Genomic DNA, 25,399 nt, shown 5'->3' with positions numbered 1-25,399 from the left:
GACGCAACCGCGGTACAACATGGACTGGATGCTCCGGGACCTGGCGAAGAGCGTTCCGCAGACCCACTACGTGGTGCTCCTCTCCTCGGACGGTCTGTGCATGGCAAAGATGGGCGCCGACGAGGAAACCGCCGACCGGCTGGCCGCCGCCTGCGCGGGGCTGCAAAGCCTCTCGGGGGCGATCGCCGCCGAACTCCCCGAGGGTGACGGGCGGATGAAACTGGTCGCCATCGAGGTCGACTGCGGATTCTTCTATCTGATGGCGGCGGGCGCCGGGGCGTATCTGGCGGTGCTGGCCGACGACACCGTGGACGCCGGGCTCATGGGCCAGTGCATGCGAGACCTGGTGGCCCGGGTCGGCGGACACCTCAGCAGCCCACCGCGCGTCGACGGGCGGAGCGCATGAGCGAACCTCGGGGGCGCCGTGCCGACGGTGTCCCCGACCGGCTGTACTCCTTCGCCGACGACCGCCCGCGCCGGTCCGGGCGGGCGGACGTCGAACTGGTCACCCTGGTCGTGGCGCGGGCCGAGCCGGAGCCGGGGACGCGCCCCGAGTGCGCGTCCGTCCTGCGGATGTGTCAGTTCCCGCTGTCCGTCGCCGAGATCTCCGCGTATCTGGCCCTGCCCGTCTCGTCGGTCACCCTGCTGCTCACGGACCTGCTCAGGGACGAGCAGGTGGAAACCCGGGCGCCGGTCCCCGTCGCCGCGCTGCCCGACGTCGAACTCCTCCAAGCGGTGATGCATGGACTACAGAAGCTCTGAGGCGTTCGCCGGCTCTGAAACGCTCGCCGGCTCCGGAGCGCTCGTCGGACCGCGCAGCGAGGACACCCTGCCGTCCTCGGTGAGCGCGGCGGTCAAGGTGGTGATCGTCGGGGGGTTCGGCGTCGGCAAGACGACGATGGTCGGCTCGGTGAGCGAGATCCGGCCGCTGACCACCGAGGAGACCATGACCCAGGCCGGGGTCGGCGTGGACGATATCGCCGGGGTGGAGCGCAAGACCGAGACCACCGTGGCGATGGACTTCGGCCGGATCAGCCTGAACGACCAACTGGTGCTCTATCTGTTCGGCACGCCCGGCCAGGAGCGCTTCTGGTTCCTGTGGGACGGGCTGTTCGAGGGCGCCCTGGGTGCCGTCGTGCTCATCGACACCCGGCGCCTGGAGGTCAGCTTCGACGCGGTCGGGCGGCTGGAGGAGCGCGCCGTGCCCTTCGTCGTCGCGATCAACGCCTTCCCCCACGCCCCCGTCTACCCGATGTCCGAGCTGCGCGCCGCGATGGACCTGCCCGACTCCGTTCCCATGGTCGACTGCGACGCCCGGGACCGCGGGTCCAGCCGCGACACCCTGCTGACCCTTGTGCGCTATCTGCACTCCCTCACCACCGCGACCCCGGAGACCCCGTGACCCCTCCTCCCGACCACCCCGGCACGGACCACCTCGGCGCCGCGCCTCCCCCCGGATGCCCCGCCCACGCCGCCATCCGCTCCGGCACCGCGGGGGATCTCTTCGGGCCCGAGCACGAAGCCGACCCGAAGGGCTTCTACGAGTGGCTGCGCGCCGAGCACGGCGCGGTGGCCCCCGTACGGCTGGCCGGCGATCTGCCCGCGTGGCTGCTGCTGGGCTACCGGGAGAACCTGGAGGTGGCCCGTACCCCCTCCCGCTTCTCCCGCGACTCCCGCCACTGGGGCGACTGGCGCGAGGGCCGGGTCGCCCCCGACTCGCCGCTGCTGCCGGTGGTCGGCTGGCAGCCCATGTGCACCTTCGCCGACGGCGCCGAGCACGAGCGGCTGCGCGCGGCGCTCACCGAGAGCATGAACCGCTTCGACCGGCGGGGGATGCGCCGCGCGGTCACCCGGTTCACCCATCAGTTGGTCGACGAGTTCGTCGCCGACGGGCACGCCGAGCTGGTGAGCGGATTCACCGAACAGCTGCCCATGCTGGTGCTCACCCATCTGCTCGGCATGCCCGATGAGTACGGCCCGCGCCTGGTCGAGGCCACCCGGGACCTGATGCAGGGCACGGAGACGGCCCTCAACAGCGACGCGTACGTCACCGAGGCCCTGGAGAACCTGGTGGCGCGCAAACGCGCCGAACCCGGCTCGGACCTGGCCTCCTGGCTGCTTGAGCACCCCTCCGGGCTGACCGAGGAGGAGGTCGTCCAGCATCTGCGGCTGGTGCTGCTCACCGGCAACGAGACCACCACCAACCTGATGACCAACGCGCTGCGGATGGTGCTCACCGACCCGCGCTTCCGCGCCACCCTGGCCGGCGGCCATATGACCCTGCCGGACGCCATCGAGCATGTGCTGTGGAACGAACCGCCGCTCGCCGTGATCCCCGGCCGCTGGGCGACCGGCGATACGGAGCTGGGCGGACGGCAGATCAGGGCCGGGGACATGCTGCTGCTCGGCCTGGCCGCCGGAAACGTCGACCCCGCCGTCCGCCCCGACATCGCCGCACCCATGTACGGCAACCGCTCGCACCTCTCCTTCAGCGGCGGGCCGCATGAATGCCCCGGCCAGGACATCGGCCGCGCCATCACCGACACCGGCGTCGACACCCTGCTGCTGCGCCTGCCCGATCTGCGGCTCGCGGTCCCGGAGACCGAGCTGAGCTGGACGGCCTCATGGATCTCCCGCCACCTGGTGTCGCTGCCCGCCGAGTTCACGCCGCGCGGGGGCGATTCGGACACCCTGGAGACCGAGACGGGCCCGCCGGCACCGGACTTCCCGGCCCGCTCCGCGCCCCAGCCGGACCCCTCGGATCAGTCGAAGGCATTGGACCGGCCGGATGCGTCGGACCAGCCGGCCGCGCGGCGCTCCCGGCGCCCGTCCTGGTGGCGGTCCTTGTGGCGCAGGCTCAGGCCCGGGCCACGACCACCCCGACGGTGAGCAGGCCGAGCACCACCCAGCCGAACCAGAGCCATCCATTGCTGCCGAGGGCCACCGAGTACGCGGTCACCAGGACCAGGCCCCCCACCGTGCACGCTGTCATCGCCTTCGCAGATCCGGGCATTCCCCGCAACCTCCTCAACGGCCAGGAGGACATGGTCGTACGGAACCGCCCTCACCGCTAGACACTGGACGGCGTCGGCGGTGAGGGCGGCGGGACGGCCGGGTGGCGCGAAGTGGTCAGCGGCCGCGGGTCTGGAGCGAGGCCAGATAGGCGTTGTACGCCGCGAGTTCCTGGTCGCCGTCCCGGTCCGCCATACGGTCCGCGCGCCGCGCCTGGCGCTGGTCGGACTTGTACCACTGGGCGAGCAGCGCCACCAGGACGATCACCGAGGGGATCTCGCTGAAGGCCCAGGCGATACCGCCCGCCGCCGTCTGGTCGGACAGCGCGTCGATGCCGAGTGAGGCGGGCGGGTGCTCGTACGTGCCGACCATGGGCTCGCTCGCCATCATCAGGGCGATCCCGAAGAAGGCGTGGAAGGGCATGCCCGCGAAGAGCTCCAGCATCCGCATCACATAGCCCGGCCGGTGCGGGCCCGGGTCCACGCCCATGATGGGCCAGAAGAAGAACAGGCCCACCAGCAGGAAGTGGGACATCATCGCGATATGCCCGGCCTTGCTCTCCATGAGGAAGTCGAAGAGCGGGGTGAAGTAGAGCGCGTAGAGGCTCGCGATGAACATCGGGATCGTGAACGCCGGGTGGCTGACGATCCGCATATAGCGGCTGTGCAACAGCGCGACCAGCAGCTCCCTGGCCCCCTTGCGGCCGCGCGCCGCCGTCGGCAGGGCCCGCAGGGTCAGCGTCACCGGGGCGCCGAGCAGCAGCAGGATCGGGGAGACCATGCTGACGACCATGTGCTGGACCATGTGCACGCTGAACATGACCATGCCGTAGTCATTGAGCTTGGTGCACATCACCAGCGCGATGGTGAGGACGCCCAGTACGAACGACACGGTCCGGCCCACCGGCCAGCGGTCGCCGCGTCGCATCAGCCGCGCCACGCCCCAGCCGTACAGGGCGAGCGCCACCGCACAGCCGACCAGGAAGAACGTGTCCCCGCCGAACTCCAGCCCTCGCGCCAGCGTGAACGGCGGCAGATCCATGGGCATGCCGTGCCCGCCGTGATCCATACGTGTTCCCCTTTTTGCGCCTGAACCGGCGCCGCTCTCGCGGACCTGGTTGCTCGCCGTCGTGATGGCGCAATTGATGGTTCCGGCATCAGCCGTCAGTCCTCGGCTGATGCCGGACCTAGAGTACGCACTCGGCTTCGGCGTACCGCTCGGCGGGCACCGTCTTGAGGTGTTCGACGGCCTCGGCGAGCGGCACCAGCGTGATGTCCGTGCCGCGCAGGGCCGTCATCTGTCCGAAGTCGCCGCGGTGCACGGCTTCGACCGCGTGCCAGCCGAACCGGGTGGCCAGCACCCGGTCGTACGCCGTCGGCGTGCCGCCCCGCTGGACATGTCCCAGGATCACCGGCCGCGCCTCCTTCTCCAGGCGCCGCTCCAGCTCGACCGCGAGCTGCCGGGCCACCCCGGCGAACCGCTCATGGCCGTAGACATCCGTGCCGCCCGCCTCGAAGGCCATGGTGCCCTCGTGCGGCTTGGCGCCCTCGGCCACGACCACGATCGCGAACTTCTTACCCGCCTCGAAGCGCGCCCCGACGACCTTGGTCAGCTCGTCGATGTGGAAGGGGCGCTCCGGCACCACGATCGCGTGGGCGCCCGCGGCCATACCGGAGTGCAGCGCGATCCAGCCGGTGTGCCGCCCCATGACCTCGACGATCAGCACCCGCTGATGCGATTCGGCGGTGGTCTTCAGCCGGTCCAGGGCCTCGGTGGCCACCCCGACCGCCGTATCGAAGCCGAAGGTCACATCGGTGGACGCGATGTCGTTGTCGATCGTCTTGGGGACGCCGACGATCGGCAGCCCGGAGTCCGACAGCAGCCGGGCCGCCTTGAGCGTGCCCTCACCGCCGATCGGGATGATCGCGTCCAGGCCGAGCTCGGCGACATGCCCCTTGGCGCGCTCCACGCCCTCGCGCAGCCGCGTGGGCTGCACCCGGGTGGAGCCGAGGATGGTGCCCCCGAGCGCCAGGATGCCGCCCACGGCGTCCAGGTCGAGCTTCCGGTAGTCGCATTCCAGCAGGCCCTTCCAGCCGTCCTGGAAGCCGATCACCTCGTCGCCGTGGTCGACGACCGCGCGGTGCACGATGGACCTGATCACAGCGTTCAGGCCGGGGCAGTCGCCGCCGGATGTGAGCACACCAATGCGCATGGCCCTGATACCTCTGCAGTGTGGGCTGACGGCCGGACCGCGGTGTCCGGCGGGACCCCGCCACCCTACAAGCGAGGGGGGTGGCGGGTCCGTGGTCTGTCCGCCATGCGGGCGGCTGGTGCGACCCAGAGCTGACTTCCGGCTACGCGGTGGCCTGGGTGGCCGCCGCGATCCGCTCGTCGCGCAGCGCCTCGTACCACTGGTCGTTCACCGGCGGCAGCGCGTTCACATCCAGCGCCAGCTTGAGCAGCAGGTCCGCGATATGCGGGTTGCGCGCCATCACGGGGCCGTGCATGTAGGTGCCGAAGACGGTGTCGTTGTACGCGCCTTCGGTGCCGTCGCCCGTGCCGTTGCCGTTGCCGAACCGGACGCGCGCGAAGGGGCGCGCGCTCGGGCCGAGGTGGGTGACGCCCTGGTGGTTCTCGAAGCCGGTCAGCGGCGGCAGCCCCAGCCGGTCGTCGATATCGCCCAGCACATCGCCGACGCAGCGCTCGCCCTCGCCGCGGGTGCTGACCACATCGAGCAGCCCCAGGCCCGGCTCGCGCTGTCCCAGGTCGTTGATGAACTCGTGCCCCAGGATCTGGTAGCCCGCGCACACCGAGAACACGATGGCGCCATTGGACACCGCGCGGTTCAGCCCGCCGTCGCGGCGCAGCCGCTCGGCCGCCAGCCGCTGCGGCCGGTCCTCGCCACCGCCGACCAGATAGATGTCACCGGAGGTCGGGATCTGCTGGTCGGAGCGGACGTCGAGGCGGGAGACGTCCAGCCCGCGCTGGCGCGCCCGGCGCTCCACCACCAGCGCGTTCCCCTGGTCGCCGTACGTGCTCAGCAGGTCCGGGTAGACCCACACCAGACGCAGGCTGTTCTGGTTCATCCGTCGCAATTCCGTATGCCCTTCTCGCTCGTGCGGACTCGGTCGTGCGGACTCAGTTGCCCACGCGGCGGCGCAGGTCCTGGAACGCGGTGTAGTTGGCGATCGCCTCGATCCGGCCGGGCGGGGCAATCTGTACGGCCTCGTCCACGGTCTGGCAGACCCGGAAGTCCAGCCCGGCGACCTCCAGCCGCACCGCCAGGTCCAGCTTGCGGTCGCCGATCACACAGATCGGATGCCCGGCGAGCCGGGTGTAGTCCACGTCCCACAGCCAGGAGGTGTCGGTGCCGTCCGCGCCGCGGGCGTTCACCGACAGGATCACCGGGGTGGGCGGCGGGTCGATCAGGGAGAAGGTCTCCAGCCAGCCGGCGGGGTTCTTGGCCAGCAGCAGCCGCAGCTGGCGCTCCTGGAAGGTGACCACGTCGTACCGTCCGGCGACCGCCTGGACCTGGTACATCCGTTCCAGCGCCACCTGCGGCGGCACCCCGAAGGTCGCTGCGACGGCCGCCGAGGTGGCGGCGTTGGCCTTGTTGGCGCGGCCGGGGAGCTGGAGGTGGATCGGCCAGGCCGAGCCGTGCGGGTCCAGCACGTAGTCGCCGTTGAGCGCCCAGGTGGGGACGGGGCGGCGGAAGCCGCAGTCGGCGCAGACCCAGTCGTCGCCGGGGCGCTGCAGTACACCGCCGCAGGACGGGCAGGACCAGGCGTCGTCCTTCCACTCCTGGCCCGCCGCGACCCAGACCACATTGGGCGAGGAGGAGGCGGCCCAGACGATCAGCGGATCGTCCGCGTTGGCGATCACCACGGCCTTGGTGCCGCTCAGTCCCTCACGCCACTTCTCTGCCAGCATGCGCGTCTCGGCGGCCCGGTCGAGCTGGTCGCGCGAGAGGTTGAGCAGCGCGATGGCCTTGGGCTCCGTATCGCGCGCGACACCGGCGAGGTACTTCTCGTCGACCTCGATCACGCCGTAGCGGGCGTCGGAGCCGCCGGCGAGGGCCGAGGTGATACCGGCGGGCATATTGGCGCCGAGCGCGTTGGAGACGACCGGTCCGGCCGCTCGCAGCGCCTCGGCGATGAGCCGGGTGGTCGTGGTCTTGCCGTTGGTCGCCGACACCAGGATCACGTCCAGGTGCCGCGCCAGCCTGCCCAGCAGCTCGGGGTCGAGCCGCAGGGCCACCTTGCCGCCGATCACCGATCCACTGCCGCGGCCCGCCGCCCGCGACACCGCTGCCGCGGCCTTGCCCGCCGTCACGGCCAGCTTGGCCCGCGGCGACAGCGGCTCCGAGTTGCCTGCCATCGTCTTCGTCCTCCTCGCATACCGGCGCCGCTCTTGCCCCCTGAGGCGCCGGTGGTACGTTCCCCTCCGCGCCGAATCGCCAGCCGGGAGGCCACGGTCGGGGATCAGCCTATCGAGATCCGGGCGCTGTCCCGAATCTCACCCGCACAACCGGGACCGTCTCCCCGATCTTCCCGGGCCCGCGACGCCTGGCCCGCGCCCCGGATACCGCCGGCAGGTGCCCCGCGTCGGCTTGTCGGGGACCACGCACGTGGGCCGGGGCCCGCGCCGGGCACGTAGGCTTTGTTGCCATGCGAAACGGCGCGATCCCCGGCAGTCGCGGACTGGTGCGGCCGATGCGGCTGCTCGGCGATCCGGTGCTGGCCACCCCCTGTGAGGAGGTCACCGCCTTCGACGCGGCCCTCGCCCGGCTGGTCGAGGACATGTACGCGACGATGTACGCGGCGCAGGGTGTCGGGCTCGCCGCCAACCAGGTCGGGGTCGGCCTGCGGGTGTTCGTCTACGACTGCCCGGACGACGAGGACCGCCGGCATCTGGGGCATGTGGTCAATCCGCGGCTGGTCGAGGCCGACGGGGTGACGGTGCGGGGGCCGGAGGGCTGTCTGTCGCTGCCCGGTATCGAGGCGGGCACCGTACGCCACGACCGCGCGGTCGTGGAGGGCGTGACGGTGACCGGGGAGCCGGTGCGGGTGGAGGGCACGGGCTTCTTCGCGCGCTGTCTGCAGCACGAGTGCGACCATCTCGACGGGCTCCTGTTCACCGACCGGCTCACCGGGCTGCGCCGCCGCCGTGCGCTGCGCGCGGTGCGGCGGGCGCCCTGGGCCGCGGACGCGCCCGAGGGCACAGCTCCACCATGTGAGCCCTAGCCCTGCCCGGTGGTCCCGTCCGGCCCCGCGGCCCCGCCGCCCCCGCTCAGAAGCCGGGCGCGCCGACGCGGTCGTCCATCGTGGTCAGCCGCCCCCACAGCAGATCGGTGAGGTGCCGTACCAACTCGGCGCGGGAACAGGGCCGCTCGCGCAGCCACCAGTCGCCCGCCGCGTGCATCATGCCGACGATCCCGTGTCCCCAGACGCGCGCCAGCTCCGTGCCGCCGGGGCCGAGTTCGAGCCGGTCGGCGATCACCTTGGCCAGCTCCTCGCCGAGGCGCCGCAGCACCGGGGCCGAGTGGCGGCCGACGTCGAAGCCCTGCTCGGCCTGGGGGGCGTCCTCGGCGGGGTGCATCAGGAAGCGGTAGACCTGGGGGCGCGCCTCTATCGCCGCCAGATAGGTGTCCAAGGTGGCCTCGACGCGCTCCCGGCGGTCGTTGGGGGCGTCGAGGGCGGCGCGCAGTGAGGCGAGCAGCGCGTCGGTGTGGCGCTTGGCGAGGGCGCGGTAGAGCCCGCTCTTGTCGCCGAAGTGGCGGTACAGGATGGGTTTGGTGATGCCCGCCTCCGCCGCGATGGCGTTCATCGAGGCGTCGGGGCCGTCCCGCAGCACCACTCGGTCCGCCGCCTCCAGCAGTTCCTTGCGCCGCCGCTGGGCAGCCTGCTGCTGATCGTCACGCTGGCTGGTGCCCGTGTCCATGAAGTCGCCTCTCGCCCCCTGTGCTTCCTTGACGCCTGCGAAACGTAACACCCCTGGCCCCGGTGAGGGGGTGGATCGGCCGCGGGAGTTGACATCGTCTACTCGCGAGTAACAGACTCTTGTTACCGACGGTAATAGTCAGGTGGAGGGGTAATGCCGGAATTCTCGTTCGAGCTCGACGACGACCAGAAGGCGGTCCGCGACTGGATTCACGGATTTGCGGTCGATGTGATGCGCCCGGCCGCCGCGGAATGGGACGAGCGGGAGGAGACCCCCTGGCCGATCATCCAGGAGGCCGCCAAGATCGGACTGTACTCGCTGGACTTCTACGCCCAGCAGTACTTCGACCCCACCGGCCTCGGCATCCCGATGACGATGGAAGAGCTCTTCTGGGGCGACGCCGGTATCGCGCTCTCCATCGTCGGCACCTCCCTGGCCGCCGTCGCCGTCCTCGCCAACGGCACCGAGGAACAGGTCGGCACCTGGATCCCGCCCATGTACGGCGACGCGAACGACGTGAAGGTCGCCGCGTTCTGCTCCTCCGAGCCGGACGCCGGATCGGACGTCGCCGCGATGCGCACCCGGGCCGTCTACGACGAGGCCAAGGACGAATGGGTGATCAACGGCACCAAGACCTGGGTCACCAACGGCGGCATCGCGGGCGTCCACGTCGTCATCGCCTCCGTCGACCCGGAGCTGGGCGCGCGCGGCCACGCCTCCTTCGTGGTGCCCCCGGGCACGCCCGGCCTCTCCCAGGGGCAGAAGTTCAAGAAGCACGGCATCCGTGCCTCGCACACCGCCGAGGTGGTCCTGGAGGACGTCCGCGTCCCCGGCCACTGTCTGCTCGGCGGCAAGGAGAAGCTCGACGAACGCCTCGCCCGCGCCCGCGAGCGCGCCCGCAGCGGCACCGAGCGCGGCAAGAACGCCGCCATGGCGACCTTCGAGGCATCGCGCCCGGCGGTCGGCGCCCAGGCGGTCGGCGTGGCCCGCGCGGCGTACGAGGTCGCGCTCGAATACGCCAAGACCCGGGTGCAGTTCGGCCGGCCCATCATCGACAACCAGGGCATCGCCTTCCAGCTCGCCGATATGCGCACACGGATCGACGCGGCGCGGCTGCTGGTGTGGCGCGCATCCTGGATGGCCACCGCGGGCAAGCCCTTCACCGCCGCCGAGGGGTCGATGTCCAAGCTCTTCGCCGGGGAGACGGTGAAGGCGGTGACGGCCCAGGCGGTGCAGATCCTCGGGGGCAACGGATTCACCCGTGAGTACCCGGTGGAGCGGATGCACCGCGATGCGGCGATCTTCACCATCTTCGAGGGCACGAGCGAGATCCAGCGACTGGTCATCGCCCGCACCCTGTCCGGTGTGCAGATCCGCTAGCGGCGGACGCCGGGGGCGTCAGGGTTTGTGCGCGACGCCCCCGTAGACGTCCGTCTTCTCGATGGGCGCGTCGATGTGCGTTTCGGCGGACTCGGGGCGCCACAGCGGGCAGGACACGATGCCCGGCTCGATCAGCTCCAGACCGTCGTAGAAGCGCGCGATCTGCTCGGGGCTGCGCAGGACGTACGGGACCGCGCCGGTGTCGTCGTAGCCCTGCTGGGCCTGCTTGAGCGCCTGGTCGGTGTCCGTGCTGTCGTAGTGCACGAAGTAGCTGCCGGCGGGGAGCGCGTCCTGGAGCCGCCGGGCGATCGACCGGGCCTCGTCGTAGTCCTGGACATGGCCCAGGATGCCCATCAGCATCAGCGCGACGGGGCGGCTGAAGTCCAGCGTCTTGCTCGCGGCCTCCAGGATTCGGTCGGGCTCGTGCAGATCGGCGTCGATGTAGTCGGTGACGCCCTCGGGGGTGCTGGTGAGCAGGGCCTGGGCGTGCCGGAGCACCAGGGGGTCGTTGTCGACATAGACGATCCGGGCCTCGGGGGCGACCCGCTGGGCGACCTGGTGGGTGTTGTCGTACGTCGGCAGCCCGGTGCCGATGTCCAGGAACTGGCGGATCCCGGCCTCCCCGGCCACATGCGTCACCGTACGGATCAGATACGCCCGGGACGCACGGGCCATCACCTCGATGGTCGGCGCGACCTCGCGGTACTGGTCGCCGGCCACCCGGTCGACCTCGTAGTTGTCCTTGCCGCCCATCCAGTAGTTCCAGATGCGGGCCGAATGCGGCACGGACGTGTCGATCTTGCCTAAGGCGGCCTGCCGACCGGGGGTGGACGAGCCGTGAGTCATCTGGGGATTCTCCTGCCATGCGTGAGGCCGTGCTCGGAGCTCCAACTTACCGCCGAGGCAGGCTACTTCACCGCGTCCGGGCGCACGGTGAACACCGGGGCGTGCTGGGCGAGGGTGGTGAAGGCGCGCTCGTAGGCGGCGGCCGCGGCCTCGGTCTCCGCCATGGCCGCGGCCGCCGTGGCCCCCCGCCCGGTCAACCGCTCGGTGGACGCGGGCGGTGACGCCGCCAGATGGACGAAGGCGCCGCCGCGCTCGGCCACCGTCTCGGCGAAGTCGAAGGCCTCGATCCATGTCACCCGGGAGTGTCCCCGGCGCAGCGGCCCGTAGACGAGCTCGCCGACGAACCCGGAGTCCACCGCGAGCGGGCCGGCGAGCCGCAGCCTCTGGCCTGCGGAGCTGGCCAACGTTGCGCAGATTGCGGTAGATTGCCGCCCCCACGCGGGAGTCCTCGAAGGCACAGATCCGGCTTTGCCGGTGGACCCGGTTTCACACGGGACGTTCGACCGGGTAGGTGCGGGGCGCAGTCGATCGCCCCTGCTCCGCTTCGATGGAGCTGGACGCAAGCGATGTGTCACAGCCAGTGACGCCCGTTGTGCAAGCTCGTCGATTTATCGACGAGTAGTTGACTGTGCGTGGCCCGGACGCCCGAGGGGAGTCCGGGACTCGTTCCGCAAGGCTTCGCGGGGTGGCGGGGACCGTTCAGGCGATGAGGAAGTCGGCCCGGCCGGCCTTCGCGGCCTCGAGGAACGAGGCGACCTCGGCCCGGGAGTAGATCAGGGCCGGTCCGGCCGGGTCCGTGGACTGGCGGAGCGCGACGCGGCCGTCCGGCAGTCTCTTGGCCTCGATGCAGGTGCCGCCGTTGGTGCCGCTCCAGGGCTTCTCCCAGCCCTCCGTACCGAGGTCCATGGCCGGCATTCCGCTGTAGACCGGGTCTGTCATGTCAGAGCTCCTTACGCAGTTCGGCCAGGATGGGAATCGTCTCGCCGACCGGCTCGGCCTGGACGGCCATCCGGTCCAACACCTCGAGACAGGTGACGACTTCGCCCGGCTGGTCCACATAGACCGCGCCGGTGACGCTTTCGGTGTAGACGACGTCGGGCAGTTCGGTGAATCCGAAGCGGAAGTAGTGCAGCGGGCCGAAGGCCCCGGGGTGCGGCCCCGCCGCGAACCGCATGATCTGCAGCCGGACCTTGGGCATCGCCAGGGCCTCGATGAGATGGTCGATCTGCCGGCGCATCACCTCGGCCCCGCCGACCGGGCGGCGCAGCGCGGTCTCCTCCAAGATGGCCCAGAGGGCCGGGGCGTCCGGTTTGGAGAGCAGGGCCTGGCGCTTGACGCGCAGGGCGATCCGGCGCTCGATCTCGTCGTCCGCGTCGTTGGGGAACCCGGCGCGCAGCACCGCGCGGGCGTAGTCCTCGGTCTGCAGCAGTCCGGGGACGTAGTGCGGTTCGTAGGCGCGGATGACGGTGGCCTCGCTCTCCAGGCTCACATACGCGCTGAACCACTCCGGTACGACATCGCGGAACTGGTGCCACCAGCCGGGCTGGTTGGCCTCCCGGGTCAGGACCAGGAAGTCGTCGATCTCCGGGGACGGGACGCCGTAGGTCCGCAGCAGCTCCTTGACGTACGGGATCTTCAGGCCGACCTCGGCCTTCTCCATCCGGCGGACCGTCAGCGGGGTCACCTCGACGGCCCGGGCGGCCTCCTCGAAAGACACCTGTGCCCGCTCCCGCAGATGGCGTAGGCGCTTGCCCAGGACCATGCGTAAGACGGTGGGGGCGGCGCTCCCCGGCCGTGCCTCACTCACGTCCTGCCTCCCGGAATCACCGTCATGTGGGTGCAGTGTGCCATGACCTCGGAGCACCGGACAGAGCGATGCGGATCGTTCTGAAATTATCAGGACGAAGCTTGCGAGCTGAGACTGTCGACGCGCATAGTGGGGCACGTGACCCATCTCACGCATCACGGCTGGTGCCCTCAACCACCCTTCTCCGCTAAGGCGTTACGGGCACTCGGCGGCTCGGCGGCGCGCGGCACCGTCATGGGCCGGAGGTGGCCGCGGTGACCAACAGCGCCGCGTCGGGTACCCGGCCCCGGGGCTCGGCCACCAACCAGGCTCTGGCCGCGGCCCTCAAGGAATCCGGCTGCTCATACGCCTCATTGGCCCTGCGCGTCAATGAGCTGGGGCGCCATCAGGGACACTCCTCCAACTACGACAAGGCGTCCGTTACCCGCTGGCTCCAGGGCGGCCAGCCGCGCGGTACGACACCGGAACTGATCGCGGCCGTGCTCTCCCACCGGCTCGGCCGGCCGGTGGCCCCTGCCGAGCTCGGCTTCATCCCCGACCGACAGCGCCCGGTCGTCGCCAGGGCGCTGGCCTACCGGGAGGACGTGGCGGAAACCTTGCACACGCTCGCCGAACTCGGCTCCACCGACATATCCCGCCGCAGCCTGCTGGGCGCGGTCCCCTTCGTCGCCGGCGCGCTGGTGACCCCGCAGCGCGAATGGCTGCTGTGGCTGGTCGAGAACCAGGGCACCGGTCCAGCCGCCGGCGATCCGGCCGCGGCAGCCGACGCCGGCCGGATCGAGCAGGTCCGCGCCGCGATCAGCATGTTCGACGAGATGGACAACCGATTCGGCGGCGGCCAGGTCCGCGCCGGCATCGTCCTGTACCTGTCGACCGAGGTCGTCCCCATGCTCCAGCGCCGCGGCGTGCCCGTGGGCGAGCGACGCGAACTGTTCACCGCCGCGGCCAAGCTGGCCGCGATGGCCGGCTGGAGCAGCTACGACAACGCCGAATACGGCCTGGCCCAGCGCTATATGACCCAGGCGCTGCGGCTGTGCGCCGAAGGCGGCGACAAGGTCCTCGGCGGCCAGATCCTGGCCGGCCTGTCCCATCTGGCCACCAACCTCGGCCAGCCCCAGGCCGGTGTCGAACTCGCCCGGGTGGGCGTGGCCACGGCGAAGAACGCGGGCAGCCCGCTGGGCCTGATGCGGCTGCACGCCATGGCGGCCCGCGGCTACGCGGCCCTCGACGAGCCCCGCGAGGCCGCCCGCGCGCTGCGCTCGGCGGACGCCGCGATGGACGCGAGCCGGGGCGCCGAGGAGGAGTCGGAGTGGGTCCGCTTCCTCGACCACCACTATCTGGCGGCCGAGGCCGCGCTGTGCTTCCGCGACCTCGGCAGCGCGGCGCAGGCGGAGCGCGCCGCCGACGAGTCGGTGCGGGCCAACGGCGACCGGCGCCGCCGCCAGGCCATCAGCCGCTCGGTCCTGGCCACCGCCCATCTCCAGCAGAACCGGCTCGACGAGGCGATCGGCACCGCGGACGTGGCGCTCAGCGCGCTCAGCGGGGTGCACAGCGAGCGCTCGGTGCAGGCCCTGCGCGACTTCCGCACCCGGTTGCGGCCGCACCGCGGTGAGCCCATGGTCCGCGACTTCGAGCTCCGCTCCCGGACCCTGCTCGGCGCCGCGGCCTGAGCCGCGCCACGGCGCTCCTCCCTGGCTCCTTCCGGGCCCCACCGCCATGCGGCCCGGAAGGGGGCCTCACCCGGACCCCGCACCGCCGGGGGTGTGCAGGGCCCGGGCGAGGCCAATGGCGTCTGCGAAAGGGATCCACTGAAAGGGATCCACCAAACGGGGTCCGCCAAGGGGATCCACTGAAGGGGTCTAATAGCCCTCCGCGCTGGGCGCGTTCTGGGCCCGGTCGACCGGGACATGGGCCCCGGAGACCCCGCTGGACGCGTCCGAGAGAAGGAACGCGACGACCCGCGCCACCTCCTGCGGCGCGACCAGTTCGCCGTTCGGAAACTCCGTCGCGAACCTGGCGAACGCCTCCGGCTGCGCGACGCGCATCCGGTCCCAGCGCTTGCCGGGGATGAGCATCGACCCGGGGGAGACGGCGTTCACCCGGATCCCGTCGGGCCCGAGTTCACGGGCCAGCGAGGCCGCGAGATGGATCTGGGCGGCCTTCGCCGCGCCGTACTGGGCCTGCGGCCCCGGCTTCCAGCCGGAGATGGAGGCGATCACCACGACCGATCCGCCCCCGGTGCCGCGCGCCCCGCGCAGATACGGCACGGCGGCCCGCACCAGCCGGGCGGTGTGGCCGACGTTCAACTCCCAGGTGGCGGCCCAGTCGTGGGCGTCGGCATCCTCCAGGCCGCCACCGCGGGCGCCGCCGACGCAGGCCACCACGCCGTCCAGTCCGTCGAAACGTTCCGCCGCGCCCTCGACGAACTCCTCCAGCAGACCCGGCTCGACGACATCGAGCGCCTGGGTGAACAGCGCGTCCCGCTCCTGGTCGTCGGGCAGCGACTTCGCCAGGGCCGCCAGATCGGGCGCGGACCGCGCACAGGTGGCAACCGAGGCGCCGTCGGCCAACAACAGGCGCACGATCTGCTCGCCCAGGCCCCGTGTGCCCCCCGTGACCACGATCCGCTTGCCGTCCACGCCGGACCGCGCGGCCGGGCAGGGCTCCTGCCGGCGGTCCTCACTCACGCTCACCACGCCCGGACCGTACAGTCCGACGGGCGTGCGACCCGAACCACTACGCCTGTACAACCGAACAACCCCCGTGCCCCCTCGCCGACCGGACCGTCCAACCGTTTGTCTACGTGAACGGTGACCGACGTAGTCCCGCTGTCTTCGAAGGAGGAAACCATGCCGCAACCCGGCAGCCACCGCGACCGGGCCGCAGCCGCCCGTGGCGGCCGGCCCCGGCGGGCGGGACGAGGGGCGCGCACCCCTCGCCCCCGGCGCGGATGCCGCGGTGGGGGCCGTAGGCATGCGCTTACCCGCTTACCGGGGCATCAACCACCCCCACCGCGCGCGTTATCGGCGCGACAGGCCGGCCAGACCCGCCGGACCCGACAGACACCGCAGGCCGGACGGAACCGACAGGCAGGACAGGCGCGATGGGCTCGGCCGGCGGGGAGGGGCCGGTGATCTCCTTGGCGACCCGCCGTTTCTTCCGGGCCGAGTTCCCGGCCCGGACCGACCGGGCCTTCGCCGTCCGCCGGATGCTCACCGCCTTCCTGAAGTACTGGCAGCTCGACCATGCCGTGGAGAGCGCGGTGCTGGCCACCAACGAGCTGTTCGCCAACGCCGTGGAGCACGGCAGCAGCGGCCCCGCCGACACCGTCACCGTCACCGTGGGCGTGGAGCCCGCGGGGGACGAGTTGCGCATCGAGGTGGCCGACGGCTCGCCGGTCCGGCCGGTCTTCCGTACGGCGGCCGAGACGGAGGAGTCCGGGCGGGGGCTGGCCATCGTCGACGGCCTGGCCAACGACTGGGGCACCGAACCGCCGGACGGGGACGGCCCGGGCAAGAAGGTGTGGTTCACGCTGGCGCTCGGGCGGACGCGTTAGGGAGCGGTGAGGCGCGGTAGGGCGCACAGACGGCCGGGCCGAGGGTGGGGCGGCGCGACCGGAGCGGACGAGTCAACAGGGGAGACCGGAGGCGACATGCGTGGGCGAGGCACCGTGGAGACCGCCGCGGCCGACTGGCTGCTGTCGTCGGCCGGCGAGGAGCCCGGCCGGGTGCGTGTGCAGTGGGCCAGCGGAAACGGCCTCGCCGACCTCCCGGTGGGCCGGCTCTTCGACCTGGTCCGGATGTCCGAGGGCACCGGGATGGCCGTGGTCCGGACACTGCGGCGGCACGAGGCGGTGATCGGCCCGGTGATGCTGGCCACCGCCAGCCATGTGCTCTCCTTCCTCGTACCGCCCGGCTCGGCCCAGGAGTGGAAGGCGTGGCTGCGGGGCTCCGGCCACGGCCGCCGCCGCGCCGTGGCCGCCGCCGGGCCGGGCCGGGTGCTGCGCTGCCCCCGGCCCGGATGCGTACGGCAGGGCCACATCTGGCTGGTCGGGCCGGGCGGCCCGCTCACCGACAGCCGGGTGCTGTGGGCCGCGCTGCGGGACAGTGCGCCCCCCAGCCCCCGGGACCGCGCCCCGTACGCCCTCTTCCGATAAGCCGTGCCACGACGCCGGCCCCGCTCAGGCCCACTCCGCGCGGTGCTCGACGGCGAAGTCGCGGAAGGAGCGTGGAGCGCGCCCGGTGACGCGGCGCACCGTGTCGGTCGTACGGTCCTCCGCGCCGCGCCGGACGGCCTCGTCGAGCCCGGCCAGCATGGTGGCGAACTCCTTCGGGTATCCCGCGTCGGCCAGCCGCCCGGCCAGGGTCGCGGTGTCCACCGGGACATGGCGGACGGCCCGGCCGGACACCTCGGCGATGATGCGCGCCGCGTCGCCGTAGCCGATCGCCTCGGGCCCGGTGATGGTGTGCGCGGTGTCGTGCGGCCGTTCGTCCAGGAGGGCGCGGGCGGCGACGGCGGCGATGTCGCCCGCGTCGACGAAGCCGACCCCGGCATCCCCGGTGGCGGTGACGATCTCACCGCGCGTACGGATCCCCTGGGCCACCGGGTGGTCGCCGGTGAAGTTCTGCATGAACCACGAGGGCCGCAGCACCGCCCACTCGGGCACGGTGTCCTGGACGAGCCGGTGCAGCGCCCCAAGGCCCGGCATCTCTGGGCTGACCGCGGAGGAGCTGAGCAGCACCACGCGCCGTACGCCCCGGCGGACCGCGTCGGCCAGGAACGGCTCGACCAGCGCCAGCGGCTCGGCCTCCGCCACCGGGGCGATGAGATAGAGATGGGTCACCCCGTCCAGCGCCGCGGCGTGGGTGGCCGGGTCGCGCCAGTCGAACCGGACGGTCTCGTACGGCCGTGCCCCGGGGGCCGGGCGGCGGGCGGCGGCCCTGATCCGGGCGCCGTGGGCGGCGAGGAGCGGCAGCAGCCGGGAGCCGGTGTTCCCGGTCGCGCCGGTGACCAAAACGGTGGGGCCGGTGGGGCCGGTGGGGTCAGCCATCGGCCCGGCCTCCCGCGTACACGGCGGTCAGCTCGTCGAGGATGCCCAGCACCTGGCCGGCGGCGAGCGGGTTCCAGTAGTCGCGGTAGGAGGTGATCTCGCCGTCCTCGACCGTGATGAAGGCGACGTACGCCATGCGGTACGGGCGGCCGGTGCGGACGGCGATCCCCTCCACCGCCCACTCGACGATCAGGGCGTTCGGGTCTTCGGTGCGGTGCCTGACGTCGTGGGTCACCGCGCGCGCATCCAGCAGGTCGGTGTAGTCGCGCAGATACTCCCGCACCGCCTCGCGCCCCTCCAGTCGGCTGGGCCGGCCGGGCGGCGCGAACGGGAACTCCATGGTCCCGTCGGCGGCCCACAGGTCGGCGAACCCGAGCATGTCGTGGGCGAGCAGCAGCTCCTTGGCCCGGTCGAACACCTCGACGGCCGTACGGGGGCGGGGGGTGCGGTGGGTCTGGTCGGTCTGGTGGGTTGTGTTCATGGGCGAGCGTCCCTCGGAAACTCTCGGAAACGAGATTGGACGGGACGGTACCGTTCCGTCCTTCCGGTCGAGCGTAAACGGAACGGTACCGTTCCGTCCATCTGCTACCGTCTGCGCATGCCTGAGCCGACCCGACGCGCCCCGAGCGGCGCCGCAGCCCTGCGCGCCGACAAGACCGCGGCCATCGCCGAGGCCGTGCTCGACGAGCTCGCCGAGCACGGCTACGGACGGCTCTCGATGGAGGCGGTGGCCAAACGGGCGGGGGTCGGCAAGAGCGCTCTGTACCGCCGCTGGCCCTCCAAGCAGCACATGATCATCGCGGTCACCTCCGAGCTGAGCGTCGAACTCGCCGAGGCACCCGACACCGGCTCGCTGCGCGGCGATGTGCTGGCCATGCTCGGCGCGGTGGCCGACTGGCTCACCCATCCGCGGTTCTCGCGGATCTTCCCGGACCTCATCGCCGAGGCCAACCGCGACCCCGAGCTGGCCCAGGCGCTGGCCAGGTCCATCGGTGAACCGCGCCGCTCGCGCGTGACCGACGTGCTCGACCGGGCGGTGCGGCGCGGCGAGCTGCCCCCGGACACGGACCGCGAGCTGGCGCTCGATCTGCTCGGGGCGCTGGTCTACTGGCATGTGTCCATCCGCGGGGTGCGCCCCGACGCCGACTATCTGGAGCGCACCGCCCACACCGTGCTGCGCGCCCTGGGAGCCCGGATGGCCCAGTGAAACAGGGCATGGCGGGACGAGTGGCCCCATCATCGCTGAGTCGGCGGAGGTCCGTCGTCACCTCCACCTCTCGGAAGGAGCCCGCCATGGCAACCGGCCTCTCGGTCCACATCGGCCTCAACCAGGTCGACCCCGCGCGCTACGACGGCTGGAGCGGCGACCTCAACGCCTGCGAGCAGGACGCGAGCGATATGGCGCGGCTCGCCGGGTCCGCGGGCTTCACCGTCACCGACCCGCTGCTCACCTCCGCCGCCACGGCCGACGCGGTCTCCGCGGCCGTGGAGTCCGCGGCCGGCCGGCTCACCGGCGGCGACATTCTCTTCCTCACCTACTCGGGCCACGGCGGGCAGGTGCCGGACCTCAACCACGACGAGACCGGCGACCGGCTGGACGAGACCTGGGTGCTCTACGACCGGCAGCTGGTCGACGACGAGCTCTTCGACCTGTTCGGGAGGTTCGCCAAGGGGGTGCGGATCTGGATGCTCTCCGACAGCTGTCACAGCGGAACGGTGGCCAAGGTCCTGCCCGAGGTGCTCAGCCCCCGCGAGCTCGACCGGCGGTTCAGCACCGACCAGCCGGACGAGGTCGCCAAGCGGATCAGGGTGATGCCGCTTCCGGTGCAGTCCGTCGTCTACAAGCGGGACCGCGCGTTCTACGACGGGATCCAGAACGCCCGCACCGCCAAGGACCTCGCCGAGATCGACGCCACCGTGCTGCAGATCTCCGGCTGCCAGGACAACCAGACCTCCGCGGACGGGATGGTCAACGGCCTGTTCACGGGCACCCTCCTGGACGTCTGGCGGGACGGCGCCTTCGAGGGCAGCTACCGCAGGCTGCACCGGGAGGTCACCAAGCGGATGCCCCCGGACCAGACCCCCAATCTGTTCCAGGCCGGCCCGCCGCTGCCCGCCTTCGCCCGGCAGCGGCCCTTCACCATCTGACCGTCCCTGGCGTGTCGCGGCCGTGCCCGCCGATGACCTGGGTGTGCGGGGCCGGGCCTGGAGAGGTATGACAGAAGAAGGGCACGCCCGCCCGGCCGATCGCTGGTGCCGCGTCGGCCCGCCCCTGCGTACGGGCAGCGGGGAATGAGGTACCCGGATGACTTCGCAAAACCGCCCGCCGAACGCGCGAGACCGCCCGCGAGGGGACGGCGAGGCGGAGCTCAACGATCTCGCCGCCCCGGGAGGTCTGCTCGATCTGCTACGGGTCGCCGCCGTGGTGCTGGACAGCGACGGCCGTGTCGCCCTGTGGAGCCCGGAGGCCGAGCAGCTGCTCGGCTACCGCGCCTCCGAGGCCCTGGGCCAGAACGCCGCCCGGCTGCTGGTCGACCGCGAGAACCGGCGGTCCGCGGTGGAACTGTTCCAGCGGGTGCAGGCGGGCAAGATGTGGGCGGGCGTCTTTCCGGTCCGGCACAAGGACGGCACCGCCCTGCGGGTGGAGTTCCGCACCATGGGCCTGCGCGACTCCCACGGCGACGCCTACGCGCTCGGGCTCGCGGCCGACGAGGGCACCGTACGGCAGCTGGAGACCGACCTGGCCGTCTCCGGCTTCCTGGTCGAGCAGTCCCCCGTGGGCCTCGCCGTATTCGACACGGACCTGCGGTGGATCCTCGCCAACCCGGCCCTGCTGGAGATGAACGGCCTGTCCGAGCGCGACCTGCGGGGCCGGAGCCTGACGGACGTGCTGCCGGGTCTTGACGCCTCGGCCATCGAGGGCGCGATGCTGCACGTCCTGGAGTCCGGGCAGCCGCTGCTCGACCAGCAGACCGTCGGCCGGACCCCGGCCGACCCGGACCATGAGCACGCCTGGTCGGAGTCGTACTACCGGCTGGAGGACCCCGGCGGACGGGTCCTGGGCATCGCGGTCTCGGTGTTCGATGTGTCCCGGCGCCACCGGGAGGCCAGCGAGGTCGCCGAGGCCCGTGAGCGGCTGGCCCTGATCGCCGCGGCCGGAGTCCGCATCGGCACCACCTTGGACCTGCGGCAGACCGCCCAGGAGCTGGCCGATGTGACCGTGCCCCGGCTGGCCGACCTCGCCGCCGTGGATGTGCTGGACGCCGTGGTGCACCGCGAGCCCATGGCCCGGGTGGGCGCCGACGGCTGGGCCCGCTTCCGGGCGCTGGCCGTGGCGGCGGGCTACCCCACCAACGCCGTGCACGCGGCGGACCCGGTCGGCGAGATCGCCCGGTACGACCCGAGCCGCATGATCACGCGCTGTGTCCGTGACGCCCAGCCGATCTTCCTGCCCCAGGTGACCGACGGGGACCTGCGGCGCATCGCGCGCGACGAGGCGTCCGCCGCCGTACTGAGCAAGGAGGGCGTCCACTCCTATCTGGCGGCCCCGCTGATCGCCCGCGGCAGCGTGCTCGGCACCCTCAGCCTGCACCGGACGATCAACGCCCGGCCCTTCGACGAGCAGGACCTCACCCTCGCCTGCGAACTGGCCACCCGCGCCGCGCTGTGCATCGACAACGCCCGCCTGTACGCCCGGGAGCGCGACGCGGCACTTACCCTGCAGCGCAGCCTGCTGTCCCAGCAGCCGCGCGATCTGGACGGCCTGGAGATCGCCTCCCGGTATCTGCCCGCGGTCAGCGCGGCCGGCGGCGACTGGTTCGATGTGCTCTCGCTCAAGGACGGCAAGGTGGCCCTGGTGGTCGGCGATGTGATGGGCAAGGGCATCCACGCCGCGGCGATCATGGGCCAGCTGCGCACCGCCACCCGCGCCTTCGCCCAGCTCGACCTGTCGCCCGCCGAACTGCTGCGCCACCTCGACGACATCACCATCACCCTGGGCGACTCGATCGCCACTTGCCTGTACGCGGTCTGCGATCCGCGCAGCGGCCGCTGCCTGCTGTCCACCGCCGGCCATCTGCCACCGGTGCTGGTGCGCCCCGGCGGGCGGGCCGAACTCCTCGACATGCCCAGCGGCGCGCCGCTGGGCGTGGGCGGCGTGCCGTTCGCCTCGGTCGAATGCGAGCTGTCGCCGGGCACCCTGCTCGCCCTGTTCACCGACGGTCTGGTCGAGAAGCGCCACCAGTCCATCGACGTGGGCCTGCGCACCCTGCTGGAGCTGCTGAGCCGCCAGCAGGGCCCGCTGGAACGGACCTGCGACCAGGTGCTGGCCGCCCTGCACGGGGCGCCGGACGACGATGTGGCGCTGCTCCTGGCGCGGCTGCGCGACCGTTCGCCGCATGGGGGAAGCGCTGGTCAGTGACGTACACCCGTGAGCATCGGCGGTGACGCCGGGCGTCACTTCCTGGCGCGGCTCGGCTGCACCCGCTTCGGCTCGCCCTTCACCTTCGGATGGTCGGGCGGATACGGCAGATCGCCCAGGCCGTGCTCGCGCTCGTCACGGTCGGCCAGCTCCAGGGCGGCCTCCAGGCGGCAGACCTGCCCGTCCATCTCGGCGTGCACATCGCCCAGCTCCCGGAACCGCACCGGCATGGTGGCCAGATCGAAGTCCCGCGGCCTGGCGTCGGGCACCTCCTCCCAGCGCAGCGGCGCCGAGACCGGGGCGTGCGGCCGGGGGCGTACGGAATAGGCGCTGGCGATGGTCCGGTCGCGGGCCGTCTGGTTGTAGTCCACGAACACCTTCTCGCCGCGCTCCTCCTTCCACCACGCCGTGGTGATCCGCCGCGGCGCGCGCCGCTCCAGCTCACGCGCGATGGCGATGGCGGCCCGGCGCACCTGGGTGAAGGTCCACTCCGGCGCGATGGGCACGAACACATGCAGCCCGCGGCCGCCCGAGGTCTTCGGCCACCCCCGCAGCCCCAGCTCCTCCAGCACCGGCCGCAGCTGGCCGGCCGCCCACACCGCGTCCTCGTAGTCGGTCCCCGGCTGCGGGTCCAGATCGATCCGCAGCTCGTCGGGGTGGTCGGTGTCCAGCCGCCGGACCGGCCACGGGTGGAAGGTCAGACACCCCAGGTTCGCCGCCCAGACGACGGCCGCGGGCTCGGTGGGGCAGATCTCGTCCGCATGGCGCCCGCTGGGGAAGGAGATCCGCCCGGTCGGAATCCACTCGGGCAGGTTCTTCGGCGCCCGCTTCTGGAAGAACGACTCGCCCTCTACGCCGTCCGGGTAGCGCTCCAGCGTCGTCGGCCGGTCCCGCAGCGCCCGCAGGACGCCGTCGCCGACGGCCAGGTAGTAGCGGGCGACGTCCAGCTTGGTGAAGCCCCGCTGCGGAAAATAGACCTTGCCGGGGTTGGTCAGCCGTACCGTGCGCTCGCCGACCGTGAGCTCCGCCGTCTCTGCCATGGATTCAACGCTAGGCCCGCGGGGCACAGGCCACCTCCCGGCGGGCGCCGGGCCGGGGAGGGACGGAGAATCGGGGCATGGACCTTCCGGTGATGCCGCCGGTGGAGCCGATGCTGGCCAAGTCCGTGGCCGCCATCCCGCCGGGCATGTGGTACGAGGCGAAATGGGACGGCTTCCGGGCGCTCGTCTTCCGCGACCGGGACGAGATCGAGCTGGTCAGCCGCTCGGGCAAACCGCTGACCCGCTACTTCCCGGAACTGGTCGGCGCGCTCCGGGCGAATCTGCCGCCGCGCTGCGTCCTCGACGGCGAGATCGTGATCGTACGCGGGAGCCGTCTGGACTTCGACGCGCTCCTGGAGCGCATCCACCCAGCCGATTCGCGGGTGCGCCGGCTCGCCGAGGCGACCCCGGCGAGCTTCGTGGCCTTCGACCTGCTCGCGCTGGGGGACGAGTCCCTGATGGACACGCCGCTGCGGCAGCGGCGGGACGCGCTGACCGAGGCGCTGCGCCAGGCCGCGGACCCGGTCCACACCGCGCCCTGGACCGATGACCAGGCCCTCGCCGAGCAGTGGTTCCAGCAGTTCGAGGGCGCGGGTCTGGACGGCGTCATCGCCAAACACCCCGACCTCGGCTACCGGCCGGGGGAGCGGGTCATGGTCAAGGTGAAACACGAGCGGACCGCTGACTGCGTGGTGGCGGGGATGCGGCAGCACAAGTCAGGCCCGGTCGTCGGGTCGCTGCTGCTGGGCCTGTACGACGCCGCCGGCCGGCTCCAGCACGTCGGCGTGTGCGGCGCCTTCTCGGTGCGGCGCCGGCAGGAGCTCATGGCCGAGCTGGAACCGCTGCGGATGGACACCCTCGCAGGACACCCCTGGGCCGACTGGGCCAGCGAGGAGGCGCAGACGCGCGGCCGGATGCCCGGCGCGCCCAGCCGCTGGACCGGCGTCAAGGACCTGTCGTGGATGCCGCTGCGGCCGGAGCGGGTGTGCGAGGTGGCGTACGACCATATGCAGGGCGACCGCTTCCGCCATACGGCCAGGTTCCGCCGCTGGCGGCCCGACCGCGAGCCACGCGGCTGCACCTACGCCCAGCTGGAAGAGCCGGTGCGCTACGACCTGCGGGCGGTGCTGGGTACCTGACGCCCCCTCAGCGCCCCTCAGCAACCCCCGGGCGCTCCAGGAGTGCTTCCGTGCGACCCCCCGCCGGATGAGCGACGGCGGACACCGCGGCCGATCCCGACTGGTGGGCGGGGCAGGCTCGTTAAGGTTGACGTATGACGGCCTATACGCCTTCCTGGCTACCGCAGCCGAACACCGCGTACGCGGTGGAGGTCGCGCGGAGGATCGGCTTCGCCACGGTCATCCTGCTCGACACCACGGACCCCGCGGTCTCGCACATCCCGGTGCAGGTCGACCCCGGCGACGACGAGCGCCCCCTGACGCTGTTCTTCCATGTGGCGGCGCACAACGCCATCGCCGAGCGGATCGACGACGACTCGCGGTTCCTGGTCGTCTTCCGCGCCGTGGACGGCTATATCTCGCCAACGTGGTACGACCACGAGAACGTGCCGACCTGGAACTACGCCGCCGTCCATATGTACGGCGGCGCCGAACCGCTCACCGACAGCGGACTGCGCGCGCACCTCGGCGCGCTCCTGGACCACCACGAGCCCGCCCTGGAGGTCCGTGAGGAGTTCATCGAGCAGTACCTGCCCGATATCCGGGGCTTTCGGATGACCACCCCCCGCGTCGAGCCCGCCTTCAAGCTGAGCCAGGACAAGAACCGCCCCTCGTTCGACGGGGCTCTCGCCGGTGTCCGGGCACGTCAGGAAGGGGCGCTGGCCGACGAGATGGCGAATCTCAGACGGCAGCTCGGCGACGGGGGCTGAGGACCAGCTGACGACC

28 protein-coding genes are annotated in these 25,399 nt (G+C 72.0%); 14 read left to right on the top strand and 14 right to left on the bottom strand.

The window, feature by feature from the left end:
- The first annotated feature begins 19 nt into the window (after positions 1 to 19).
- Genes ACFV2X_RS15110 through ACFV2X_RS15095 form a run of 4 tightly spaced genes read left to right on the top strand, consistent with a single transcriptional unit; the run spans position 20 to position 2,889 of the window.
- Complete coding sequence (locus ACFV2X_RS15110; RefSeq protein WP_385616449.1) at positions 20 to 406, top strand: roadblock/LC7 domain-containing protein; 387 nt, start codon at positions 20 to 22, stop codon at positions 404 to 406.
- Positions 403 to 762 (top strand): DUF742 domain-containing protein, encoded by a 360-nt coding sequence (locus tag ACFV2X_RS15105; protein ID WP_089511703.1) that lies wholly within the window; start codon positions 403 to 405, stop codon positions 760 to 762. Before ACFV2X_RS15110 ends, ACFV2X_RS15105 begins: the two co-directional genes overlap by 4 nt.
- Positions 743 to 1,402: an ATP/GTP-binding protein gene (locus ACFV2X_RS15100; protein ID WP_385616199.1), complete on the top strand. Its 660-nt coding sequence runs from the start codon at positions 743 to 745 to the stop codon at positions 1,400 to 1,402. The genes ACFV2X_RS15105 and ACFV2X_RS15100 overlap by 20 nt, the downstream gene beginning before the upstream one ends.
- Positions 1,399 to 2,889, top strand: coding sequence for a cytochrome P450 (locus tag ACFV2X_RS15095; RefSeq protein WP_385616197.1), 1,491 nt, complete (start codon positions 1,399 to 1,401; stop codon positions 2,887 to 2,889). Before ACFV2X_RS15100 ends, ACFV2X_RS15095 begins: the two co-directional genes overlap by 4 nt.
- Here the strand turns inward: ACFV2X_RS15095 and ACFV2X_RS15090 are convergent.
- From ACFV2X_RS15090 to ACFV2X_RS15070, 5 genes are all read right to left on the bottom strand, one after another.
- Positions 2,858 to 3,013 carry a hypothetical protein gene (locus ACFV2X_RS15090; protein ID WP_043488071.1) on the bottom strand — a complete coding sequence of 52 codons (156 nt, stop codon included), beginning with the start codon at positions 3,011 to 3,013 and terminating at the stop codon, positions 2,858 to 2,860. The genes ACFV2X_RS15095 and ACFV2X_RS15090 overlap by 32 nt on opposite strands.
- Positions 3,014 to 3,129: 116 nt before the next feature.
- Entirely contained in the window at positions 3,130 to 4,080 is a 951-nt protein-coding gene (locus tag ACFV2X_RS15085) for a cytochrome c oxidase assembly protein (RefSeq protein WP_385616195.1), read from the bottom strand.
- Positions 4,081 to 4,198: 118 nt separating this feature from the next.
- A complete protein-coding gene (locus ACFV2X_RS15080) occupies positions 4,199 to 5,224 on the bottom strand; it encodes a 6-phosphofructokinase (RefSeq protein WP_385616192.1) in 1,026 nt (341 codons plus the stop codon).
- 142 nt (positions 5,225 to 5,366) lie between these two features.
- Positions 5,367 to 6,098 (bottom strand): type 1 glutamine amidotransferase, encoded by a 732-nt coding sequence (locus tag ACFV2X_RS15075; protein ID WP_385616190.1) that lies wholly within the window; start codon positions 6,096 to 6,098, stop codon positions 5,367 to 5,369.
- Positions 6,099 to 6,150: 52 nt separating this feature from the next.
- Positions 6,151 to 7,389 (bottom strand): MurT ligase domain-containing protein, encoded by a 1,239-nt coding sequence (locus tag ACFV2X_RS15070; protein ID WP_385616188.1) that lies wholly within the window; start codon positions 7,387 to 7,389, stop codon positions 6,151 to 6,153.
- 290 nt (positions 7,390 to 7,679) lie between these two features.
- Here ACFV2X_RS15070 and def point away from each other — a divergent pair, with 290 nt between their 5' ends.
- Entirely contained in the window at positions 7,680 to 8,255 is a 576-nt protein-coding gene (gene def / locus ACFV2X_RS15065; RefSeq protein ID WP_385616186.1) for a peptide deformylase, read from the top strand.
- 46 nt (positions 8,256 to 8,301) lie between these two features.
- On the opposite strand, the gene ACFV2X_RS15060 is transcribed toward def, so the two are convergent.
- On the bottom strand, positions 8,302 to 8,952 hold the full coding sequence (locus tag ACFV2X_RS15060; protein ID WP_385616183.1) for a TetR family transcriptional regulator: 651 nt from the start codon (positions 8,950 to 8,952) through the stop codon (positions 8,302 to 8,304).
- A 153-nt stretch (positions 8,953 to 9,105) separates the two neighbouring features.
- Between ACFV2X_RS15060 and ACFV2X_RS15055 the strand changes: the two genes are divergently transcribed.
- Positions 9,106 to 10,332 carry an acyl-CoA dehydrogenase family protein gene (locus ACFV2X_RS15055; RefSeq protein ID WP_385616180.1) on the top strand — a complete coding sequence of 409 codons (1,227 nt, stop codon included), beginning with the start codon at positions 9,106 to 9,108 and terminating at the stop codon, positions 10,330 to 10,332.
- Between the two features lie 18 nt (positions 10,333 to 10,350).
- Here the strand turns inward: ACFV2X_RS15055 and ACFV2X_RS15050 are convergent, their stop codons facing one another.
- The 4 genes from ACFV2X_RS15050 to ACFV2X_RS15035 form a co-directional block, all read right to left on the bottom strand.
- The gene (locus ACFV2X_RS15050) at positions 10,351 to 11,178 is read right to left on the bottom strand and encodes an SAM-dependent methyltransferase (protein WP_385616177.1); all 828 of its coding nucleotides are present in this window, start codon (positions 11,176 to 11,178) and stop codon (positions 10,351 to 10,353) included.
- A gap of 62 nt (positions 11,179 to 11,240) precedes the next feature.
- Positions 11,241 to 11,582 (bottom strand): hypothetical protein, encoded by a 342-nt coding sequence (locus ACFV2X_RS15045; RefSeq protein WP_385616174.1) that lies wholly within the window; start codon positions 11,580 to 11,582, stop codon positions 11,241 to 11,243.
- Positions 11,583 to 11,877: 295 nt separating this feature from the next.
- On the bottom strand, positions 11,878 to 12,117 hold the full coding sequence (locus ACFV2X_RS15040) for a DUF397 domain-containing protein (RefSeq protein WP_385616172.1): 240 nt from the start codon (positions 12,115 to 12,117) through the stop codon (positions 11,878 to 11,880).
- Position 12,118: 1 nt separating this feature from the next.
- Positions 12,119 to 12,940, bottom strand: coding sequence for a helix-turn-helix domain-containing protein (locus ACFV2X_RS15035; RefSeq protein WP_385616447.1), 822 nt, complete (start codon positions 12,938 to 12,940; stop codon positions 12,119 to 12,121).
- Between the two features lie 290 nt (positions 12,941 to 13,230).
- On the opposite strand from ACFV2X_RS15035, the gene ACFV2X_RS15030 reads away from it, so the two are divergent.
- Positions 13,231 to 14,655, top strand: a complete 1,425-nt coding sequence (locus ACFV2X_RS15030; protein ID WP_385616169.1) for a hypothetical protein — start codon at positions 13,231 to 13,233, stop codon at positions 14,653 to 14,655.
- Between the two features lie 189 nt (positions 14,656 to 14,844).
- Here ACFV2X_RS15030 and ACFV2X_RS15025 read toward each other — a convergent pair whose 3' ends face one another.
- Positions 14,845 to 15,672, bottom strand: a complete 828-nt coding sequence (locus tag ACFV2X_RS15025) for an SDR family NAD(P)-dependent oxidoreductase (RefSeq protein WP_385616445.1) — start codon at positions 15,670 to 15,672, stop codon at positions 14,845 to 14,847.
- A gap of 443 nt (positions 15,673 to 16,115) precedes the next feature.
- On the opposite strand from ACFV2X_RS15025, the gene ACFV2X_RS15020 reads away from it, so the two are divergent.
- Positions 16,116 to 16,541 (top strand): ATP-binding protein, encoded by a 426-nt coding sequence (locus ACFV2X_RS15020; RefSeq protein WP_385616166.1) that lies wholly within the window; start codon positions 16,116 to 16,118, stop codon positions 16,539 to 16,541.
- Between the two features lie 96 nt (positions 16,542 to 16,637).
- Positions 16,638 to 17,141, top strand: a complete 504-nt coding sequence (locus tag ACFV2X_RS15015; RefSeq protein ID WP_385616163.1) for a hypothetical protein — start codon at positions 16,638 to 16,640, stop codon at positions 17,139 to 17,141.
- A 24-nt stretch (positions 17,142 to 17,165) separates the two neighbouring features.
- Here ACFV2X_RS15015 and ACFV2X_RS15010 read toward each other — a convergent pair whose 3' ends face one another.
- Positions 17,166 to 18,035 (bottom strand): NAD(P)H-binding protein, encoded by an 870-nt coding sequence (locus ACFV2X_RS15010; RefSeq protein ID WP_385616160.1) that lies wholly within the window; start codon positions 18,033 to 18,035, stop codon positions 17,166 to 17,168.
- Entirely contained in the window at positions 18,028 to 18,516 is a 489-nt protein-coding gene (locus ACFV2X_RS15005) for a nuclear transport factor 2 family protein (RefSeq protein WP_385616157.1), read from the bottom strand. Before ACFV2X_RS15005 ends, ACFV2X_RS15010 begins: the two co-directional genes overlap by 8 nt.
- Positions 18,517 to 18,633: 117 nt before the next feature.
- Between ACFV2X_RS15005 and ACFV2X_RS15000 the strand changes: the two genes are divergently transcribed.
- The 3 genes from ACFV2X_RS15000 to ACFV2X_RS14990 all read left to right on the top strand — a co-directional run bounded on the left by ACFV2X_RS15000 (position 18,634) and on the right by ACFV2X_RS14990 (position 22,455).
- The gene (locus tag ACFV2X_RS15000; protein WP_385616154.1) at positions 18,634 to 19,242 is read left to right on the top strand and encodes a TetR/AcrR family transcriptional regulator; all 609 of its coding nucleotides are present in this window, start codon (positions 18,634 to 18,636) and stop codon (positions 19,240 to 19,242) included.
- 86 nt (positions 19,243 to 19,328) lie between these two features.
- Positions 19,329 to 20,183, top strand: a complete 855-nt coding sequence (locus ACFV2X_RS14995; RefSeq protein WP_385616151.1) for a caspase family protein — start codon at positions 19,329 to 19,331, stop codon at positions 20,181 to 20,183.
- Positions 20,184 to 20,340: 157 nt separating this feature from the next.
- Complete coding sequence (locus ACFV2X_RS14990; protein WP_385616148.1) at positions 20,341 to 22,455, top strand: SpoIIE family protein phosphatase; 2,115 nt, start codon at positions 20,341 to 20,343, stop codon at positions 22,453 to 22,455.
- A gap of 35 nt (positions 22,456 to 22,490) precedes the next feature.
- On the opposite strand, the gene ligD is transcribed toward ACFV2X_RS14990, so the two are convergent.
- Positions 22,491 to 23,495, bottom strand: a complete 1,005-nt coding sequence (gene ligD, locus ACFV2X_RS14985; RefSeq protein WP_385616146.1) for a non-homologous end-joining DNA ligase — start codon at positions 23,493 to 23,495, stop codon at positions 22,491 to 22,493.
- Between the two features lie 77 nt (positions 23,496 to 23,572).
- On the opposite strand from ligD, the gene ACFV2X_RS14980 reads away from it, so the two are divergent.
- Positions 23,573 to 24,634: an ATP-dependent DNA ligase gene (locus ACFV2X_RS14980; RefSeq protein ID WP_385616143.1), complete on the top strand. Its 1,062-nt coding sequence runs from the start codon at positions 23,573 to 23,575 to the stop codon at positions 24,632 to 24,634.
- A 134-nt stretch (positions 24,635 to 24,768) separates the two neighbouring features.
- On the top strand, positions 24,769 to 25,383 hold the full coding sequence (locus ACFV2X_RS14975; RefSeq protein WP_385616140.1) for an FMN-binding negative transcriptional regulator: 615 nt from the start codon (positions 24,769 to 24,771) through the stop codon (positions 25,381 to 25,383).
- Positions 25,384 to 25,399 lie beyond the last annotated feature (16 nt).

The organism is Streptomyces sp. NPDC059679 (genome assembly GCF_042734105.1).
Lineage (GTDB): Bacteria > Actinomycetota > Actinomycetes > Streptomycetales > Streptomycetaceae > Streptomyces.
The sequence above is the reverse complement of the archived record's forward strand: the minus strand, read 5'-3'. Positions and strand labels throughout refer to the sequence as shown.